Source organism: Vagococcus fluvialis (assembly GCF_003337315.1).
GTDB classification, from domain to species: domain Bacteria; phylum Bacillota; class Bacilli; order Lactobacillales; family Vagococcaceae; genus Vagococcus; species Vagococcus fluvialis.
In genome coordinates, this window is sequence record NZ_QPJV01000002.1 from 26,481 (window position 1) to 42,191 (window position 15,711).

17 protein-coding genes and 1 pseudogene are annotated in these 15,711 nt (G+C 30.9%); 14 read left to right on the forward strand and 4 right to left on the reverse strand.

Features of this window, described 5'->3' with window-relative positions; translation table 11 throughout:
- Positions 1-205 precede the first annotated feature (205 nt).
- The 8 genes and pseudogenes from add to arsC all read left to right on the forward strand — a co-directional run bounded on the left by add (position 206) and on the right by arsC (position 6,626).
- Entirely contained in the window at positions 206-1,222 is a 1,017-nt protein-coding gene (gene add / locus DFR54_RS01895) for an adenosine deaminase (protein WP_114288674.1), read from the forward strand.
- 380 nt (positions 1,223-1,602) lie between these two features.
- Positions 1,603-1,899, forward strand: a complete 297-nt coding sequence (locus tag DFR54_RS01900) for a bacteriocin immunity family protein (RefSeq protein ID WP_114288675.1) — start codon at positions 1,603-1,605, stop codon at positions 1,897-1,899.
- 249 nt (positions 1,900-2,148) lie between these two features.
- The gene (locus DFR54_RS01905) at positions 2,149-2,385 is read left to right on the forward strand and encodes a hypothetical protein (RefSeq protein WP_114288676.1); all 237 of its coding nucleotides are present in this window, start codon (positions 2,149-2,151) and stop codon (positions 2,383-2,385) included.
- A gap of 310 nt (positions 2,386-2,695) precedes the next feature.
- The gene (locus DFR54_RS01910) at positions 2,696-3,022 is read left to right on the forward strand and encodes an ArsR/SmtB family transcription factor (protein WP_086341788.1); all 327 of its coding nucleotides are present in this window, start codon (positions 2,696-2,698) and stop codon (positions 3,020-3,022) included.
- A gap of 5 nt (positions 3,023-3,027) precedes the next feature.
- A complete protein-coding gene (gene arsD / locus DFR54_RS01915) occupies positions 3,028-3,387 on the forward strand; it encodes an arsenite efflux transporter metallochaperone ArsD (RefSeq protein WP_086341789.1) in 360 nt (119 codons plus the stop codon).
- Positions 3,381-5,101, forward strand: a pseudogene (gene arsA / locus DFR54_RS01920) (arsenical pump-driving ATPase). Before arsD ends, arsA begins: the two are co-directional and overlap by 7 nt.
- Positions 5,102-5,166: 65 nt before the next feature.
- The gene (gene arsB, locus DFR54_RS01925; RefSeq protein WP_114288677.1) at positions 5,167-6,225 is read left to right on the forward strand and encodes an ACR3 family arsenite efflux transporter; all 1,059 of its coding nucleotides are present in this window, start codon (positions 5,167-5,169) and stop codon (positions 6,223-6,225) included.
- Positions 6,225-6,626: an arsenate reductase (thioredoxin) gene (gene arsC / locus DFR54_RS01930; RefSeq protein ID WP_086341792.1), complete on the forward strand. Its 402-nt coding sequence runs from the start codon at positions 6,225-6,227 to the stop codon at positions 6,624-6,626. The genes arsB and arsC overlap by 1 nt, the downstream gene beginning before the upstream one ends.
- A 69-nt stretch (positions 6,627-6,695) precedes the next feature.
- On the opposite strand, the gene DFR54_RS01935 is transcribed toward arsC, so the two are convergent.
- The 3 genes from DFR54_RS01935 to DFR54_RS01945 all read right to left on the reverse strand — a co-directional run bounded on the left by DFR54_RS01935 (position 6,696) and on the right by DFR54_RS01945 (position 8,724).
- Complete coding sequence (locus DFR54_RS01935) at positions 6,696-6,977, reverse strand: zinc ribbon domain-containing protein (RefSeq protein WP_249033356.1); 282 nt, start codon at positions 6,975-6,977, stop codon at positions 6,696-6,698.
- A gap of 146 nt (positions 6,978-7,123) precedes the next feature.
- The gene (locus tag DFR54_RS01940; RefSeq protein WP_114288678.1) at positions 7,124-7,684 is read right to left on the reverse strand and encodes a hypothetical protein; all 561 of its coding nucleotides are present in this window, start codon (positions 7,682-7,684) and stop codon (positions 7,124-7,126) included.
- 131 nt (positions 7,685-7,815) lie between these two features.
- On the reverse strand, positions 7,816-8,724 hold the full coding sequence (locus tag DFR54_RS01945; RefSeq protein WP_114288679.1) for a prenyltransferase: 909 nt from the start codon (positions 8,722-8,724) through the stop codon (positions 7,816-7,818).
- Positions 8,725-8,857: 133 nt separating this feature from the next.
- Here DFR54_RS01945 and DFR54_RS01950 point away from each other — a divergent pair, with 133 nt between their 5' ends.
- The 5 genes from DFR54_RS01950 (at position 8,858) to DFR54_RS01970 (ending at position 14,251) form a co-directional block, all read left to right on the forward strand.
- Positions 8,858-9,838, forward strand: coding sequence for a polyprenyl synthetase family protein (locus tag DFR54_RS01950; protein ID WP_114288680.1), 981 nt, complete (start codon positions 8,858-8,860; stop codon positions 9,836-9,838).
- A 109-nt stretch (positions 9,839-9,947) separates the two neighbouring features.
- Positions 9,948-10,787, forward strand: coding sequence for an alpha/beta hydrolase (locus tag DFR54_RS01955; protein WP_114288681.1), 840 nt, complete (start codon positions 9,948-9,950; stop codon positions 10,785-10,787).
- A gap of 119 nt (positions 10,788-10,906) precedes the next feature.
- Entirely contained in the window at positions 10,907-12,190 is a 1,284-nt protein-coding gene (locus DFR54_RS01960; protein WP_114288682.1) for a serine hydrolase domain-containing protein, read from the forward strand.
- A 68-nt stretch (positions 12,191-12,258) separates the two neighbouring features.
- Entirely contained in the window at positions 12,259-13,080 is an 822-nt protein-coding gene (locus DFR54_RS01965; protein WP_114288683.1) for a MerR family transcriptional regulator, read from the forward strand.
- Between the two features lie 70 nt (positions 13,081-13,150).
- Positions 13,151-14,251, forward strand: a complete 1,101-nt coding sequence (locus DFR54_RS01970) for a C45 family autoproteolytic acyltransferase/hydrolase (protein WP_114288684.1) — start codon at positions 13,151-13,153, stop codon at positions 14,249-14,251.
- A 47-nt stretch (positions 14,252-14,298) separates the two neighbouring features.
- On the opposite strand, the gene DFR54_RS01975 is transcribed toward DFR54_RS01970, so the two are convergent.
- Positions 14,299-14,670: a hypothetical protein gene (locus DFR54_RS01975; RefSeq protein WP_114288685.1), complete on the reverse strand. Its 372-nt coding sequence runs from the start codon at positions 14,668-14,670 to the stop codon at positions 14,299-14,301.
- 189 nt (positions 14,671-14,859) lie between these two features.
- Between DFR54_RS01975 and DFR54_RS01980 the strand changes: the two genes are divergently transcribed.
- Entirely contained in the window at positions 14,860-15,681 is an 822-nt protein-coding gene (locus DFR54_RS01980) for a glycosyltransferase family 8 protein (protein WP_114288686.1), read from the forward strand.
- Positions 15,682-15,711: the final 30 nt, after the last annotated feature.

The window sequence follows — 15,711 nt, forward strand, 5'->3', positions numbered from 1 at the left end:
AAAGTAGATTAAGTGTACACTGTGGGAATGTTCCCGTGTCAATCTAAAGTTGGGTCGAATTAATTAAAATCCGAATGTTCGTTTTGATTAACGAATGTTAAACTTTAAAAATAAATAAACATTCGTTTTTATCAAGTTTTTAACTTGTTAAAATTAGAATTTATGGTATATTGTTCTTGAATAAACATATAAAGGGGAAGACAAAATGACTACAAACCTTACTTTGGATTTTATTAAGGGATTACCAAAAGCTGAGTTACATTTACATTTAGAAGGAACTTTAGAACCAGATTTAAAATTAAAATTAGCGCAAAAAAACAAGGTAGATATTGGTCAAACAACAATCGAGGAAGTACAAGCTTCTTACCAATTTGATTCGCTACCATCATTTTTAAATATTTACTACCCAGCTATGAATGTTTTACAGGATGAAGAAGATTTTTACGAACTTGCTATGGCTTATTTGAAAAATGCAAAAGAGCAAGGCATTAAAAGAGCCGAATTATTCTTTGACCCACAAGCTCATACAACAAGAGGAGTTTCTTTTGAAACAGTGATTAATGGTTATTACCGTGCTATTGAAGAAAGTGATACATTAGGAATTAGTGCTGATTTAATTATGTGTTTCTTACGTGATATGAGTGCTGAATCTGCTGAGGAGACACTACAACAAGCTTTACCTTACAAAGATAAATTTATTGCAGTTGGTCTAGATTCAGATGAAAAAGGGAACCCACCAAGTAAATTTGCAAAAGTCTTTGCTGAAGCTCGTGAAGCAGGACTGAAATTAACAATGCACTGTGATATTGACCAAGAAAATTCAATTGAACACATAAGACAAGTGATTGAAGATATTAAAGTTGACCGTATCGACCACGGAACAAATATTGTAGAAGATCAAAAATTAGTTGATTACGTGAATGAACATAATATTGGTTTAACAAGTTGTCCGGTGTCAAATGGTTTTGTTGTAGATGATATGAAAGGGAAAGAAATCATCGAGTTATTGGAGCAAGGAGTAAAAGTAACTGTTAACTCTGATGATCCAGCATATTTCCAAAGCTACATTTCTGATGATTTATTTGCTTTAGCAACTAAATATGACATGACGAAAGAACAAATTGTACAATTAGCTAAAAATTCATTTGAAATTTCATGGATTTCTGAAGAAGAAAAAAATAACTACTTAACAATGATTGACGAGTATGTAGCTAATAATTAGAAAAAAATTTATGACAGAAGTTACTTCTGTTACACTGTATATTTGAAAAATATGGAGCTGTGACTTATTTTGTCACAGCTCTTTTTTTACAACAAAAAAGACTAGTCCTCTGACTAGCCTTAAAAAGGAGTTGTTTTATCTACTTTGGAGGAGTAAATAAAATGAAAAAGTTTGTTAGGGTTGTTTTGTTGGTATATGTATATAGTAGAGGATAAATATGATGAAACTGTGATGAAATTAGATAGAATTAAGAACTTTTTTATAAGGAATTGTTAAGACATAGAAAAATAATCATCTAAAAGAGTAAAATAAATCTGTTGTTTTTAAAGGAGAAGGAGTAAAATAGCATATAAAAATATAATGATGGAAGATGATTAGTTATGAAACATAAAAAGAGTTCAGAAGAAGCTTTACTTGAAGAAATTAACAAGCTATTACTTCAAGAAGTAACACCTAATGAAAGAGAATTATTACTTACAACTAAATTAGGAATAGAGAAAAAAGAATACTTTCCAAAGCTAGTTTCTAATTTGCGTAGTGCTTTAACACCTTTAGCTATTAAACAAGAGCTTTCAAATGAGATGTCCGAATTTTATATGTTTCTCACGAAAGAGCAGTATATGGATAAAAAGCTTGAAGCAATAAGTGCAACCTGGGGTAATCTTTTTATTAAATAGAATAAAAAAAGAGGTTAGTCAAAAGACTAGCCTCTTAAAAAGGAGTTGTTTTATCTACTTTGGAGGAGTAAATAAAATGAAAAAGTTTGTTAGGGTTGTTTGTTGGTATACATATATAATAACCACTAATTATGCCTAAATTATGTTTAAATTGTTTTAAATTAAGAATTTTTTGATAAAGAATTGTTAAGACAGTTTTTTTAAAACGCGCTATAATTATATAAAAGGTTCTTTTTTAGGAAGGAAGAGATGCCATTGTTGAAAAATATACTTAAATTGTTACTATCTATTGTGATTACCGCTGTTGTTTTAGTGTTTGTTACAGGTATTGTACTAGAATCAATTGTGTTATCAACATCAGTTTCTTTCATTGTTTCAATAGGCGCTTTTGTTATTGTTTTACTATCTGTTGCAGTGGCTTTAATTGTGGCATTTGGTTATTCTATTAAAGAAATACTAGTCAGTTTCCGTAGAGAAGTTAATTAATTATATCTTGAATAAAAATCCGTAGAATATTTCTACGGATTTTTTTGTTTAAAAGATAATATCGGTTGACAACACATAGATGTTTATCTATATTTACTAATATAAATAGATGCCCATCTATATGTAGCTTTGTATCAAGGAGGTGACCTAGTGCCGCCCTTACAAAGATTAACAGCTCGAGTACTTGAAGTTCTTATGTCAGTTGTTGTTGCTCATCTTTTTAAAATTGACTTACCTATAGGCTTGATAATAAATATTCTTATCGTTATATTTATCCTATATTTAATAGAAAAAAGAAAGAAGTGAAGAAATGAATTATGAAGCTTATTCAACAAAATTAAAAATAATAACTGACCCAAAAAGAATGAAAATTATTGATCTACTGTCTTGTGGTGAAATGTGTGCTTGTGATATTTTAGAACACTTTGATTTTACACAACCAACTTTATCACATCACATGAAAACTTTAGAAAATGCGGGATTTGTTAATGTTAGTAAAAGAGGAAAATGGAACTATTATAGTTTGAATCAAGAGACTCTTGCAAATTTTATGAGAGATTTTAATCAATTATTTTTTAATTCAGATAATTGTATTTGTCAGGAGGAAGCAAATAATAAGAATATAGAGGAGCGTTAGATATCATGAAATTAGAACTATTCGAAGAAGCTTTATGTTGCTCAACAGGTGTATGTGGACCCTCAGTAGATGAAAATTTATTACGAATCACAGGTATTTTTGAATCCTTAAAAAAAATCAATCAAGTTGAAGCTAATCGTTATAATTTATCATCAAATCCAGCTGATTTTACTAAAAATGAAGCAGTGTTAAAAGAACTGCAAGAAAAAGGGAATGACGTTCTTCCTATTACATTAGTAAATGACACAATCGTTAAGACTGGTAGTTACCCAACAAATGAAGAAATTCAAGAGTTTACTGGCATTGTATTTGTAACTCAAAATTCACAAAATAATTCATGTTGTGGAGGTAATGGAACATGCTAAAAGATGTTGAATTATTTAATCCTTTGGAGATTGATTTAACTAAATACATGTTCTTTACTGGTAAAGGTGGAGTTGGTAAAACAACAACAGCTTGTGCTACTGCTGTAAAATTGGCTAATGAAGATAAAAAAGTTCTTTTAGTTAGTACAGACCCAGCATCAAACTTGCAAGATGTTTTTGAAACAGAATTATCTAATAAGTATAAACCGATAGAAGGAATTTCGAATCTTTCTGTTGCTAATTTTGACCCGGTAACAGCTGCAGATGAGTATATGGAATTTGTCGTTGGTCCTTATCGGGGTGTGTTATCTGATTCGGCTGTCGCTAATATGGAGGAGCAATTGTCAGGTTCTTGTACGGTTGAAATTGCAGCATTTAATGAATTTGCAAACCTTTTGACGGATAAAAAAGTTAATACCGAATTTGACTATGTGCTATTTGACACAGCGCCAACGGGACATACATTGCGTATGTTGCAATTACCAGCTGCTTGGGATAATTATTTAGACGAAAATACAACTGGAACATCTTGTTTAGGGCAGTTATCAGGTTTAGGTGACCAACAAGAAACTTATAAACAAGCTGTGGAAACATTAAGTGATGGTACAAAAACAACTTTAATATTAGTATCTCGTCCTCAAAGTGCGTCATTTATTGAAGCAAGTAGAGCGTCCCTTGAATTACAGGAATTAGACATTAACAATCAAATATTAGTTATTAACGGTGTTTTAACAAGTTATGATGATGAGGTATCAACTATTATTTATAATCAACAACATAAAGATATTAGGGAAAGACCTGAACATCTAAAACAATTTAAAACCTATCAAATTCCGTTAAGAACTTATAATGTAACAGGTTTAGATAGATTAAGTAGTTTACTTGATAAGGAACAACCTAAAGAGGTATCAAATGTGGTTATTAAAGAAGATTATCCTGAAATAACTAATTTAATTGATGAACTTGATAATAAAAACATAAAAATTGTTTTTACTATGGGAAAAGGTGGCGTTGGTAAAACAAGTATTGCTATTGAAATTGCTAATGAATTATCTCAACGAGGAAAAAAAGTTCGTCTAGCAACAACTGATCCCGCTGACCATCTACATTTATTTGCTCATAATGATAATATTTCAATCAGTCATATAGATGAAGATAAAGAATTAGAAGTTTATACCAATGAAGTACTTGAAAAGGCACGTCAAAATCTAAGTGAAGATGAAGTAGCTTATGTGGAAGAAGATTTGAAATCACCTTGTACACAAGAAATCGCAGTCTTTAGACGTTTCGCTGAAATAGTTGATTATGCTGAACAAGATATGTTGTTGTAATTGATACAGCACCAACAGGACACACACTTTTATTGTTAGAGTCATCACAAAACTATGCAAAAGAAGTTAAAAAAACATCAGGAGAAGTACCCAAATCCATTACAAAGTTACTTCCTAGGCTACAAAATCATGATGAAACAGAGGTTATTATGGTGACACTACCTGAAACGACTCCTGTCTATGAATCTATGAGATTGGATAAAGATTTAGACCGTGCAAAAATTGCTCATAACTGGTGGATTGTTAATCAAAGTATGTTTGCGACACATACAACTAATGAACTCTTAAAAAGAAGAGCGATGAATGAAGTTGAGTGGATTGATAAAGTATCAGAATTATCAAATGGTAAATTCATTGTAAAACAATGGGAAGCTGAAAAATAATTTTTTTGTCCTACACATAGACGCGTATCTATGTGTAGGACAATATAATTTGGAGGAATTACAAAATGAGTAGTGTATCAAAAAAAATGTCAATATTAGATAGGTATTTAACCCTATGGATTTTCTTAGCAATGGCTGTAGGAGTTGGAATAGGTTACTTGTTCCCAGGTGTTCCAAAAGCAATGGACAACATGTCTTATGGAACAACTAATATTCCTTTAGCAATCGGACTAATCTTAATGATGTATCCACCTTTAGCTAAAGTAAAATACAAAGAAATCGGTCGAGTATTTAAAGATTGGAAAGTGCTATTATTATCTCTATTTCAAAATTGGGTTATCGGACCTGTTTTAATGTTTGTTCTAGCAGTTGTATTCCTAAAAGATTACCCTGAATATATGGCTGGTCTCATTATGATTGGTTTAGCTCGTTGTATTGCTATGGTTATTGTATGGAGTGAATTAGCTCAGGGAGACAACGAGTACACAGCAGGACTCGTTGCTTTTAACTCGATTTTCCAAATCTTTTTCTATCCAATCTTTGCTTATATCTTCTTAACTGTATTACCTAAAGCAATTGGTTTAGAAGCACACACCCTAAATATTACAATGGGGGAAATTGCTAAAAGTGTTTTCTTTTATCTAGGCATTCCTTTTATAGCAGGATTTTTATCACATGTTATTCTGACTAAAGTTATGGGTGAGGAATGGTATGAAAAAGTATTTATTCCTAAAATTAGTCCTATTACATTAATAGCTTTATTATTTACTATCGTAACAATGTTTTCTGTTAAAGGAGATAAAATTATTGAATTACCAATGGATGCTGTTAGAATAGCAGTACCATTATTAATCTATTTTGTCTTAATGTTCTTTGTGTCATTTTTCTTATCTAAGAAAATGGGTACCAGTTATCCTGTTGCAACCTCACTTTCATTTACTGCAGCTAGTAACAACTTTGAATTAGCCATTGCAGTTGCAGTAGGAGTATTTGGAATCAATTCAGGCGAAGCATTTGCAGCCGTTATTGGTCCATTAGTTGAGGTTCCAGTATTAATTGCATTAGTAAATTTAGCATTAAAATGGAAAAATAAATATTTTACTCAAAAGGAGTTATTACCATAATGAAAAAAATTTATTTTCTGTGTACTGGAAATTCGTGTCGTAGTCAAATTGCAGATGGTTTAGCAAAGTCAATCTTAAATTCTAATGAGTGGGAAGTTAGAAGTGCCGGTATTGAAGCACATGGTATTAATCCACGGGCAGTAAAGATAATGAATGAGATAAATATTGATATTAGCCAAAATAAATCTGAAATTATTGATATAGACTATCTTAACTCTTCTGATTTAGTCATTACTTTGTGTGGAGATGCCCTAGATAATTGCCCTGTAATTCCTAAGAATGTAGAACATCAACATTGGGGATTAGAGGACCCAGCTAAAGCAACCGGTACAGAGGGAGAAATTATGGCTATGTTTAGAGAAACAAGGGAAGAAATAGAAAGAAGAATTAAATTGATATAAAAAAATATCCACTAATGTAATTCCTCGTAAAAGCTTGTTTTTAGAGAGAACTATATAAGTGGATATTTTTTAATTTGTTTCTTTCCATCTTTTTAAATTTGCAACGAATTTTTTTGTGTACATTTTCTTTAAAAAGAATTTTTGCATTTTATTCATATCTGACTCTATAAATCCTTTATATGATTTTTCATAAAAGTCTTCAAAGTTAATATCAGGGTCAGTCCAAGCGCCGTTTTGATAACATAAATGGCAAAATTCAGTTGAAGCTGTGCCGTCTGTTTCAGTTCCAAAATCTTCTTTTAACTTCATTGGTTTTCCACATGATCCACAATAAATAATTTTTTCGTTCACTAGGTATCACTCCTTGTTTTATTGATATTATAAATAAATTTTGCTTTATGGTCTAGTTAATAATCAGCCAACTTACTTGTCTTACTAATTGGATGATATAACTTGTCTTTATCTTTACTAGGAATCATAATTTCTTTAATGTATGGTCAAACAAGTTCTTTAAATCCTAATTCTGTATAAGAGGTATCATTTAGCTCAGCATAAACTTCTTTTACAATCACATTTTGTTTTGTGCTTTCATCAAAAATAACAAGTTTTTTATTTTGATCTAGGCTGTAAATTATATCATCTTTTTCAAAAAAATAGAGATGTTCATCTTTCCCAAGATAATTAAAAGAGGTTGTATCTTCTACTCCTTTTTTTGAATAAAAAGGAAGTAACAGCGTATCTTCAATATCTTTTTTAGAATAGCCTTTAATGAAACGGTTGCTGAAAGAACTGGTTTTATAAACACTTACCTCATAAGCTCTATTTTTATAAGTACTATAAGGTTTTAACTGACGGTACTCAGAGGTGTAAGTTAAAACGCCAATGAAGATAAAAGTATTTAATAGAAGGAGTATCAAAATCATCAAGCCAGATTTTTTCTGATAGTGTGATAACCAAATACTAAATAAAATAAAACAGATAAGAGCAGAAATTAAAACAATACTTGGTAACATATAATTTAACAGTTTCTCTGAGACCGCCCAATATTGGCTAGACATTTAATCAACTCTTTTCTTCTAATCTAGTGTTAATTGTTAATATTGTATCATATTAAATTAGATTTCGATTAAAAAATAGGAGCTGTGACATAAATAAGCCACAACTCCTGATTTATTACTCTTACAATTTTTTATAAATGAAACAACGCACCAATGAAGAATAAAACAACTTGAACAGCAACAACCATAGCCAAATTTTTAATCGCTAGAGGGAAAGTTTTCGTTTTGATTTGCTCTTTACTGTAAGCTTTAGTATTTTGCCAAACTTTAGGGAAAATAGCCCATAATAATAAAAGTGTAAGTGGAACAATTTTAAATACCACACTTATTGTTGCAGCCACAAAAGTTGCAATGACTAAGAGTTGAAAGAGCGTCACAGCTTTTTTCTTTCCAATATAGGAAACTAAGGTATGACGGTTATTTAAAATGTCCTCTTCTACGTCACAGGTATTATTGGCAAGCATCAAGTTAGCAATAGAAAAGGCTGCTGGTAGTGACATCATTGTCACACTACCAATTAAATGCCAATCAAAAGGCACGATGTCGTAAATATTAAGATAGACACAGATTAAAGGAATGACAACTCCCATAGTTAAACCGGAAGTCACTTCACCAACAGGTAAACTTGATAATGGTTTTGGTCCTGCTGAATAAAAAATGCCCATAGCGTAACTAAACATTCCAAGCCATAAAATTACCCAACTTGTTTGAGAGGCTAAATAAATTCCCATTAATGCTGAAACAATAATAAAGCCCCACATCATGTTGCGGACTAAAGATAAAGATAGATTTTCACGCCCAATAATATTGGTTTCGTGTTTGTAGTCATGGACATCTGTTGCATTGTGATAGTCCATGTAATTATCCATAATATCAACAGCCATGTTAAAAAGAACCATGGAAATAAAAAAGATGAGCATATTGCCCCAATAAATTTGATTGTAATGATACCATGAATAAAGAAATCCCATTAGAAATGGAAATATACTAGCTGTTTTAGCTTTTAATTCGACTAATTCAGCGAAAATTTTTAAAGTCACTTACTATTCATCCCTTCACTTTTCTTTCAGTGTTTATTATACTGTTATAGTAAGATTTTTCAATGATTTAAAATTGACACACTCAACATAATGGGCTAAATTGAAGCTATGATTATTATCTAGGAGGCCACTAATGGCAGTACATCCACTTTGGGAAAAATACCCTACTATCCAAAATGATTTAATAGAAACAAAAAAAGTCATGGACAAGTCCGTGAAAATTAGAAATAAAAATATCACACAAGCTTTGCAAATGTTTTTTGAAGCAGGAGGTAAGCTTCTTCGACCTGCTTATTTTTTACTATTTTCAAAATTTGGTGAAGCAGATTCTGATAAAAAAGCGTATCGAATGGCAGCCTCTTTAGAAATTTTACATGTTGCTACATTGATTCATGATGATATTATTGATGATTCTCCTATTAGAAGGGGACTACCATCTATTCAGCAAATGTATGGACAAGATATCGCTGTTTATACAGGTGACTTTTTATTTACTGTCTACTTTCATTTATTAGCCACATCAACAAAAAGTTTTAGAACCATTGAGATGAATGCTCATAGTATGAAACGTATTTTAGTTGGTGAGCTTGATCAAATGAATTTACGATACAACATGAATATTACAGTGAAGCAGTATTTCCAACATATTAAAGGAAAAACAGCTCAATTATTTGAGTTCTCATGTTTTGAAGGAGCTTATTTTGCAGGTTGCTCTAAAATGGTTCAACTAAATGCTAAACGAATTGGTTATAATATTGGGATGGCCTTCCAAATAATGGATGACGTTCTAGATTACAAAGCCTCAGCAACTGATATGCAAAAACCAGTATTTGAAGATATGAAAAATGGTTATTACACATTACCACTGATTTTAGCTATGGAGGAAAACCAAGCAGTGTTTACTCCCTATTTAGAAAAGAAAACAGAGTTAACCAATCAAGATATTGAAGCAGTTAATGAGCTGATTCATAAATATCAAGGGATTGAACAGGCAGAAGCAATCGCAGAAAGATTCACTGACCGTGCCTTAGCAGGTATTAAAAAATTACCAAATTGCGAAGAGCGCGACATTCTGTATGATGTAACAGCTACTTTATTAAATCGAAATAATTAATTTAGAACTACTTATCAATTTGATAGGTAGTTTTTTTATTTACAGAAGAATTGAAAGCGTTTCTAATATATAATAGACAGTATTAAGAAAAAGAAAAGAGTGGATTCAAATGGCTTTGATAGAAGTAAATATGATGTCTCAGAAACTACTACGTCCAGTAACCTTTACAGCAATTATTCCTGCTGATAAGTGGACAGAAGAAGGAAATATAAAAGAACAAACATTTAAAACTCTTTATTTACTACATGGTGGTTTTGGTAACCATCTAGATTATATTACTGGAACTAGAATTGCTCGTTGGGCAGAAGATAATAATTTAGCTGTCATTATGCCAGCAGGAGAAAATCGATTTTATGTGGATAAACCAGAGCAAGGTGAGTATTATGGAGCTTTTGTAGCAGAAGAATTAGTGGATGTTACAAGAAGAATGTTCCCGCTCTCAAGAAAAAGAGAAGATACTTTTATAGCAGGACTTTCAATGGGAGGATACGGAGCTTTAGTTAATGGTTTAAAGTATCATGAAAGATTTAGTTGGATAGGTGCTTTCTCGCCAGCTCTTCTAAATGAAATTATTTTATTAGGAGAACCAGAAAATAATATTATTGAGCTTTGGAAACCAGGGTTCTATGAACATGCTTTAGGAAGTTTAGATACACTTTTAAATAGTGATAAGGATTATTACTATTTAATGAGTCAATTGATTAAACACGAAGAAAAAATACCAAATATTTTTATGGCGATAGGAACAGAAGACTTTTTACTAGAACCGACTCGTAAGTATTATCAATTTTTAATAGAAAATGAAATACCTGTGACTTATAAAGAAGAACCAGGTAGCCATAATTGGGAATATTGGGATAAAATATTAGCTGATTTCTTGGAATGGTTACCTCTTGAAGAGTTAGAAGTTGGGTTTGGCAGTGGACATGTTATTTCAAAAACGAATTAAGCATCTCATTTAATATACAATTTATATGATTTAAGGTGAAAAGAGTAAAAAACACTAATTTTTTTCATATTTATATGGTAAACTATCTTAGATTTTAGTATGAAAAGGTAGGATGTCAAATGGAACCTTCAAAAGCAACAGTAAATTATTTTAGAAAAAAATTACGACAACAAAAAAGAAGAAAAGTTCTAATGTTTTTTATAGGTCTTTTAATCGGTGGCGGAATTGCTTTTAATATTTATTATTGGTATCCACTGCTACAAAAAGAATTTAATTTTCCTGAGATTTCTCAGTTTAGAAAAAATATAGTTGAAGCAGAAACAACAATAACGTCTTCAACAACAGAGGAAACAACCGAAACAAGTACTCAAGTTAGTGAAGAAGAACCCTTTAAACCTAGAACAGATGTCTCGAAGGTGAATCCCAAATATGCTTCTCTTAATCAAGAATTAGAACAAACTATATCTGGCTACAACCCATCAGGAACAATTTTAGTAGTTAAAGATAATCAAGTAGTTCTAAATAATAATTACGGAAAAGCTTTAGAAAGTAGTAATGACCCAATTAACAGTACCTATATGATTGCTTCAGTTCAAAAATTTATTACGAGTATTTTAGTCATGAATTTAATTGATGAAGATAAACTAAGTTTAGAAACACCACTTTCTAATTTTTACAGTAATATTCCAAACAGTGAAAATATAACGATTGATCAGATGTTATCTATGACGTCGGGGTTATTTTTAGAGAATAAATTAAAAAATAGTCAGTCCAAGGAAGAGAGCATTAATTACGTTGTTAACAATGTGACGTATCAACCAACAGACAAATGGCGCTACTCAGATGTGAATTTCTTTTTACTTGGAGCGATTATCGAAAAAATCTCACAAACAACTTATGAAGATTACTTTGATCAAGTGATTAAAGTTCCTCTAGGATTAAAAAATACTGGCTTCTATCAAGCTAATAATATTAATCCTAATTTGATTCCTTCTTATGGTTTAAATGAATCAGGTGAAGTAAATCAAAAGCCTAATACATTTTCAGAGTCTGCTGTGATTAACGAATTAGGAACAGGAAATATGTACATTACAACAGGTGATTTATTAGTAATGGCTCAAGCTATGTTTGATGGAAAAATTGTTTCTAGAGATGTAGTGGAAATGACTTATGCTAAAAAAGAATATACCTATCCGTATAATTATAAAGCAGGTCTTTATGATGAAAATGGCCATTACTATGGACATGGTATTTTTAGAGGATATGAACCAAGTATAGCTTTTAATAAAGATGCCAGTTCAGCAGTTATCTTCTTAGGGAATATTTATTATAAAGATGGCTCTAATTCAGGATTGGCTAAAAAATTATTTGAACAAACTAGTCAGTATAGAGTAGAGAACTAAAAAAGATAGTGGTGTAAGTAAATGTACTTATACCACTTTTTTATTAATCATATGAGGAGTGGAAAGGGATGTATCCAATTGGTACTTTTTCAAAATTAGTGGATGTTTCAGTTAAGACGCTACGTTATTATCATGAAATAGATTTATTTTCACCTAGCTATATTGAACCGAAAACGAATTACCGCTATTACAGTTTTAATAAATTTTTTGAAATTGAAAAAATAAAGTTATTTAAATCTTTTGGCTTATCTTTAGATGAGATTAAAGTATTAATCACAACTGATTTTAGCACTATGAATACTCTACTTGTCGAACAACAGAAAACATTAAATGATGAAAAACGAAAAATTGAAAATCAATTATCCCTCATCGAAGAGATGTTAAAAACTGATAAAAAAAAGATTCACACAAGTTTTACTATTTCCCATGTTAAATTTGAAGAACGAGACATCACGACAGTTTTAAGTGTCAGAGAAGAAATAGATTTGAATAATATAAATCTATTAGTCAAAAAATTATTTGAGAAAGCTTATGCTTATAATATTGAATTAGTAGGAAATTTAATGGTAAGTCTAACAATCGGTTCTCCCCTAAGCGATGTGGAGGTTATGATGGAAATCAGTAATGAGAGTTTGCTTAAAGAAGAGCCAGTTGATATCAAATTAATAGAAGGAGGTCAGTATGCCTACCTTTATTTTAAAGGCCTTTACTCAGATTTACATTATGCCTATGAAAAATTAAGTGAATATGCAATAGATGATAATTATGTTTTTATAGAAGAATATGTAGAAGGATTGGTACCAAAAGATTTAGATAAACCTTTATTAGTTAGGCCAAATATCGAGAAACATCCTGAGACGTTTGTGACTAAGTTACTTTTAAAACTATAAACTCTCCTGTACTTTCCACTTACTGGAGACTATAAACTAAAAGTATCAATAGTTATAGGAGTGAAGTAGAGTGGAAAGAGTAGGAAGATTTACTTATTTATCAGGGGAAGCATACGCACTAGGTCAAAAACAAGGTGCTGAATTAAGTCATATTCCTGAAATTGAAAGGATATTATTTAATGAGAGTGGGTTGACTAATCAGCGGACAATGATTGCTATAGGGCAGCTAGAAATGTATTATCCAAGCTTGTTGGAAGAGTTAAAAGGTGTGGCAGATTATTTCAATCGGGACATAAGAGAACATACTTTTTTAGATACGGCTTACTTAATAGCAGGTGGGTGTAGCTTAGGTGTTTTATCTAGTCAAAACTCTCAAGACGATAATCCATATGTTATTAGAATGTATGATTTAGGAGCTGAAATTTCAGATTTTAGAATGTGTTCAACAAATAAAAGTAAGGCGTATAAACATTCAGGATTTTCGGTGATGTTTTTTGGAAGAAGTGAAGGGATAAATGAACATGGTTTGTGTGTCACTTTTGCAGCTTGTGGTTTACCAGTAGGCAATGCGCCAGGAATGATTCAGCCTAAAATAAATGGCTTAAACTTTATGGTAATTGTCAGATTGCTTTTAGAAACTTGTCAAAGAACAGAAGAAGCAGTAGAGATGATAAAAAAATTACCTATTGCTTCTAATATGAATTTATTAATTACTGATGCTTTGGAAGATACGGTTATTGTTGAAACAATGAATGGTGATATTTATGTTAAAGAATCTACTGAATCGTACACAATAGCAACTAATCATGCTTTAGTAGATGAAGTGAAAACTGTTCAAAAAGAATATTTAGTACAATCAGAGAAAAGATATCATTTGATGGAATCAACAATGGGTCAAAATGAAAAAATATCGAAAGATGATTTATTTGAATTAATGGCGACACCTTATCCCAAGGGACTTGCTATGCATAATTATCAAGAGTTTTTCGGAACTGTATACACAGCTTTATTTGATATTAGTCAAAGAAGCATCTATTTTTCTTTTGGTTCACCTGCTTTTAACTCTGTTCATGAATTAAAGGTTGGAGAAGACTTCTCGCAAAAATTCTTTGAATTAAATTTACCCAATGAATCATACGGACCAACATTTTGGGAAAGAAGAAAGTATTAACGACAAACAAAGACCTAAGTGAACCAAATTCACTTAGGTCTCTGTTTTTATCTATAGCCGATACTTCGTGGAAAACTAATAGAAAAGGCTGTAATGATTAAAAGCATGGTGATTAATAAACTAAGGTCAGTTTTCAAGTCAGAGGTTCCAAGAACTAAATAGAAAACATTTATCAAAATTCCTACTAAAGGAACTGCTAATTTGACTTGATTATCAGTATCTTTTAAATCTTTTCTAAAAAAAGTAAGGGATAATAAAGCAAGAATGGATGTTGTAATCATTAAACCATTAGTACTGAATTCATGAGCGAAATTCCAAGGAAGAGACGTAATACTTGCCGAAAAAATAAGTAAATTAGTGACTAACACAAGAATTAAAACAACATAACGCATTTTTTTTGATTGAATAACTGTTTTCATTTTGTTTGACCTCCTTTATCAAAACCTTAAAGTGACTGTACATAACTGTTATCTATAGTTTCACATGTTTTTTAAACAAGAGCATCCGACTGAAGAATGATTTTCCTCTCCGACTTGAAATAGATTGGTAGTGATTAAGTAAGTGTTTTATAATAATGATATATGTAAAATAATTAAAGGAGTTTTTTTATGAATGAACCAATGGATATTTTAGTCACTATAGATGAGAACTATTTAAAACCTTTAAAAGTCATGTTATTTTCGATGTATGAACATCATAAAAACCAACAACTTACTATTTGGTTGATTCATAAAAGAATTCCCACTGCTAAATTAGTTGAGTTAGAAAACTTTATAACAGATTTTAATTGGCAATTAAAAGAGATAAAAGTAGAACCTAACTTTTTTAAGGATGCTCCAACTGTTGAAAGGTATCCAGAAGAGATGTATTTCAGGTTACTATGTGGTGATATTATGCCAAAAACCATTAATCGTGTTTTATATTTAGATCCTGATATTTTAGTGATTAATTCACTGAGAAAGTTATGGCAAACAGATATAGAGAATCATTTACTAGCAGCTGCCACACATATTGGGGTTACAAACATCACAACAAGTATTAATCATATAAGGCTTAATACAAATCACAATTATTATAATTCTGGTGTGATGTTAATTAATTTAGATAAAGCTCGTGAATTTATTTTTATGAAGGATATCAAAGCAACGATTGAAAAATACGGTAATCAATTACTATTACCTGATCAAGATATTTTAAATCATTTGTACGGAGCCTATGTTAAAGAAGTTCCAGAAGAAATTTGGAATTATGATGCTAGAAAATACAAAAGTTACTTAGCTAAAAGTTTGGGAGAATATGATACACATTGGATTATGAGAGAGACTTCTATTTTACATTTTTGCGGAAAACCAAAACCTTGGCAAGAAAAGAGTGACACAAGATTTACAGCTTTATATTTAGATTATATGAATAGACTAGATATGCTTTAAAGAGTTGACTGTGTGGTTGCCTCATACTTT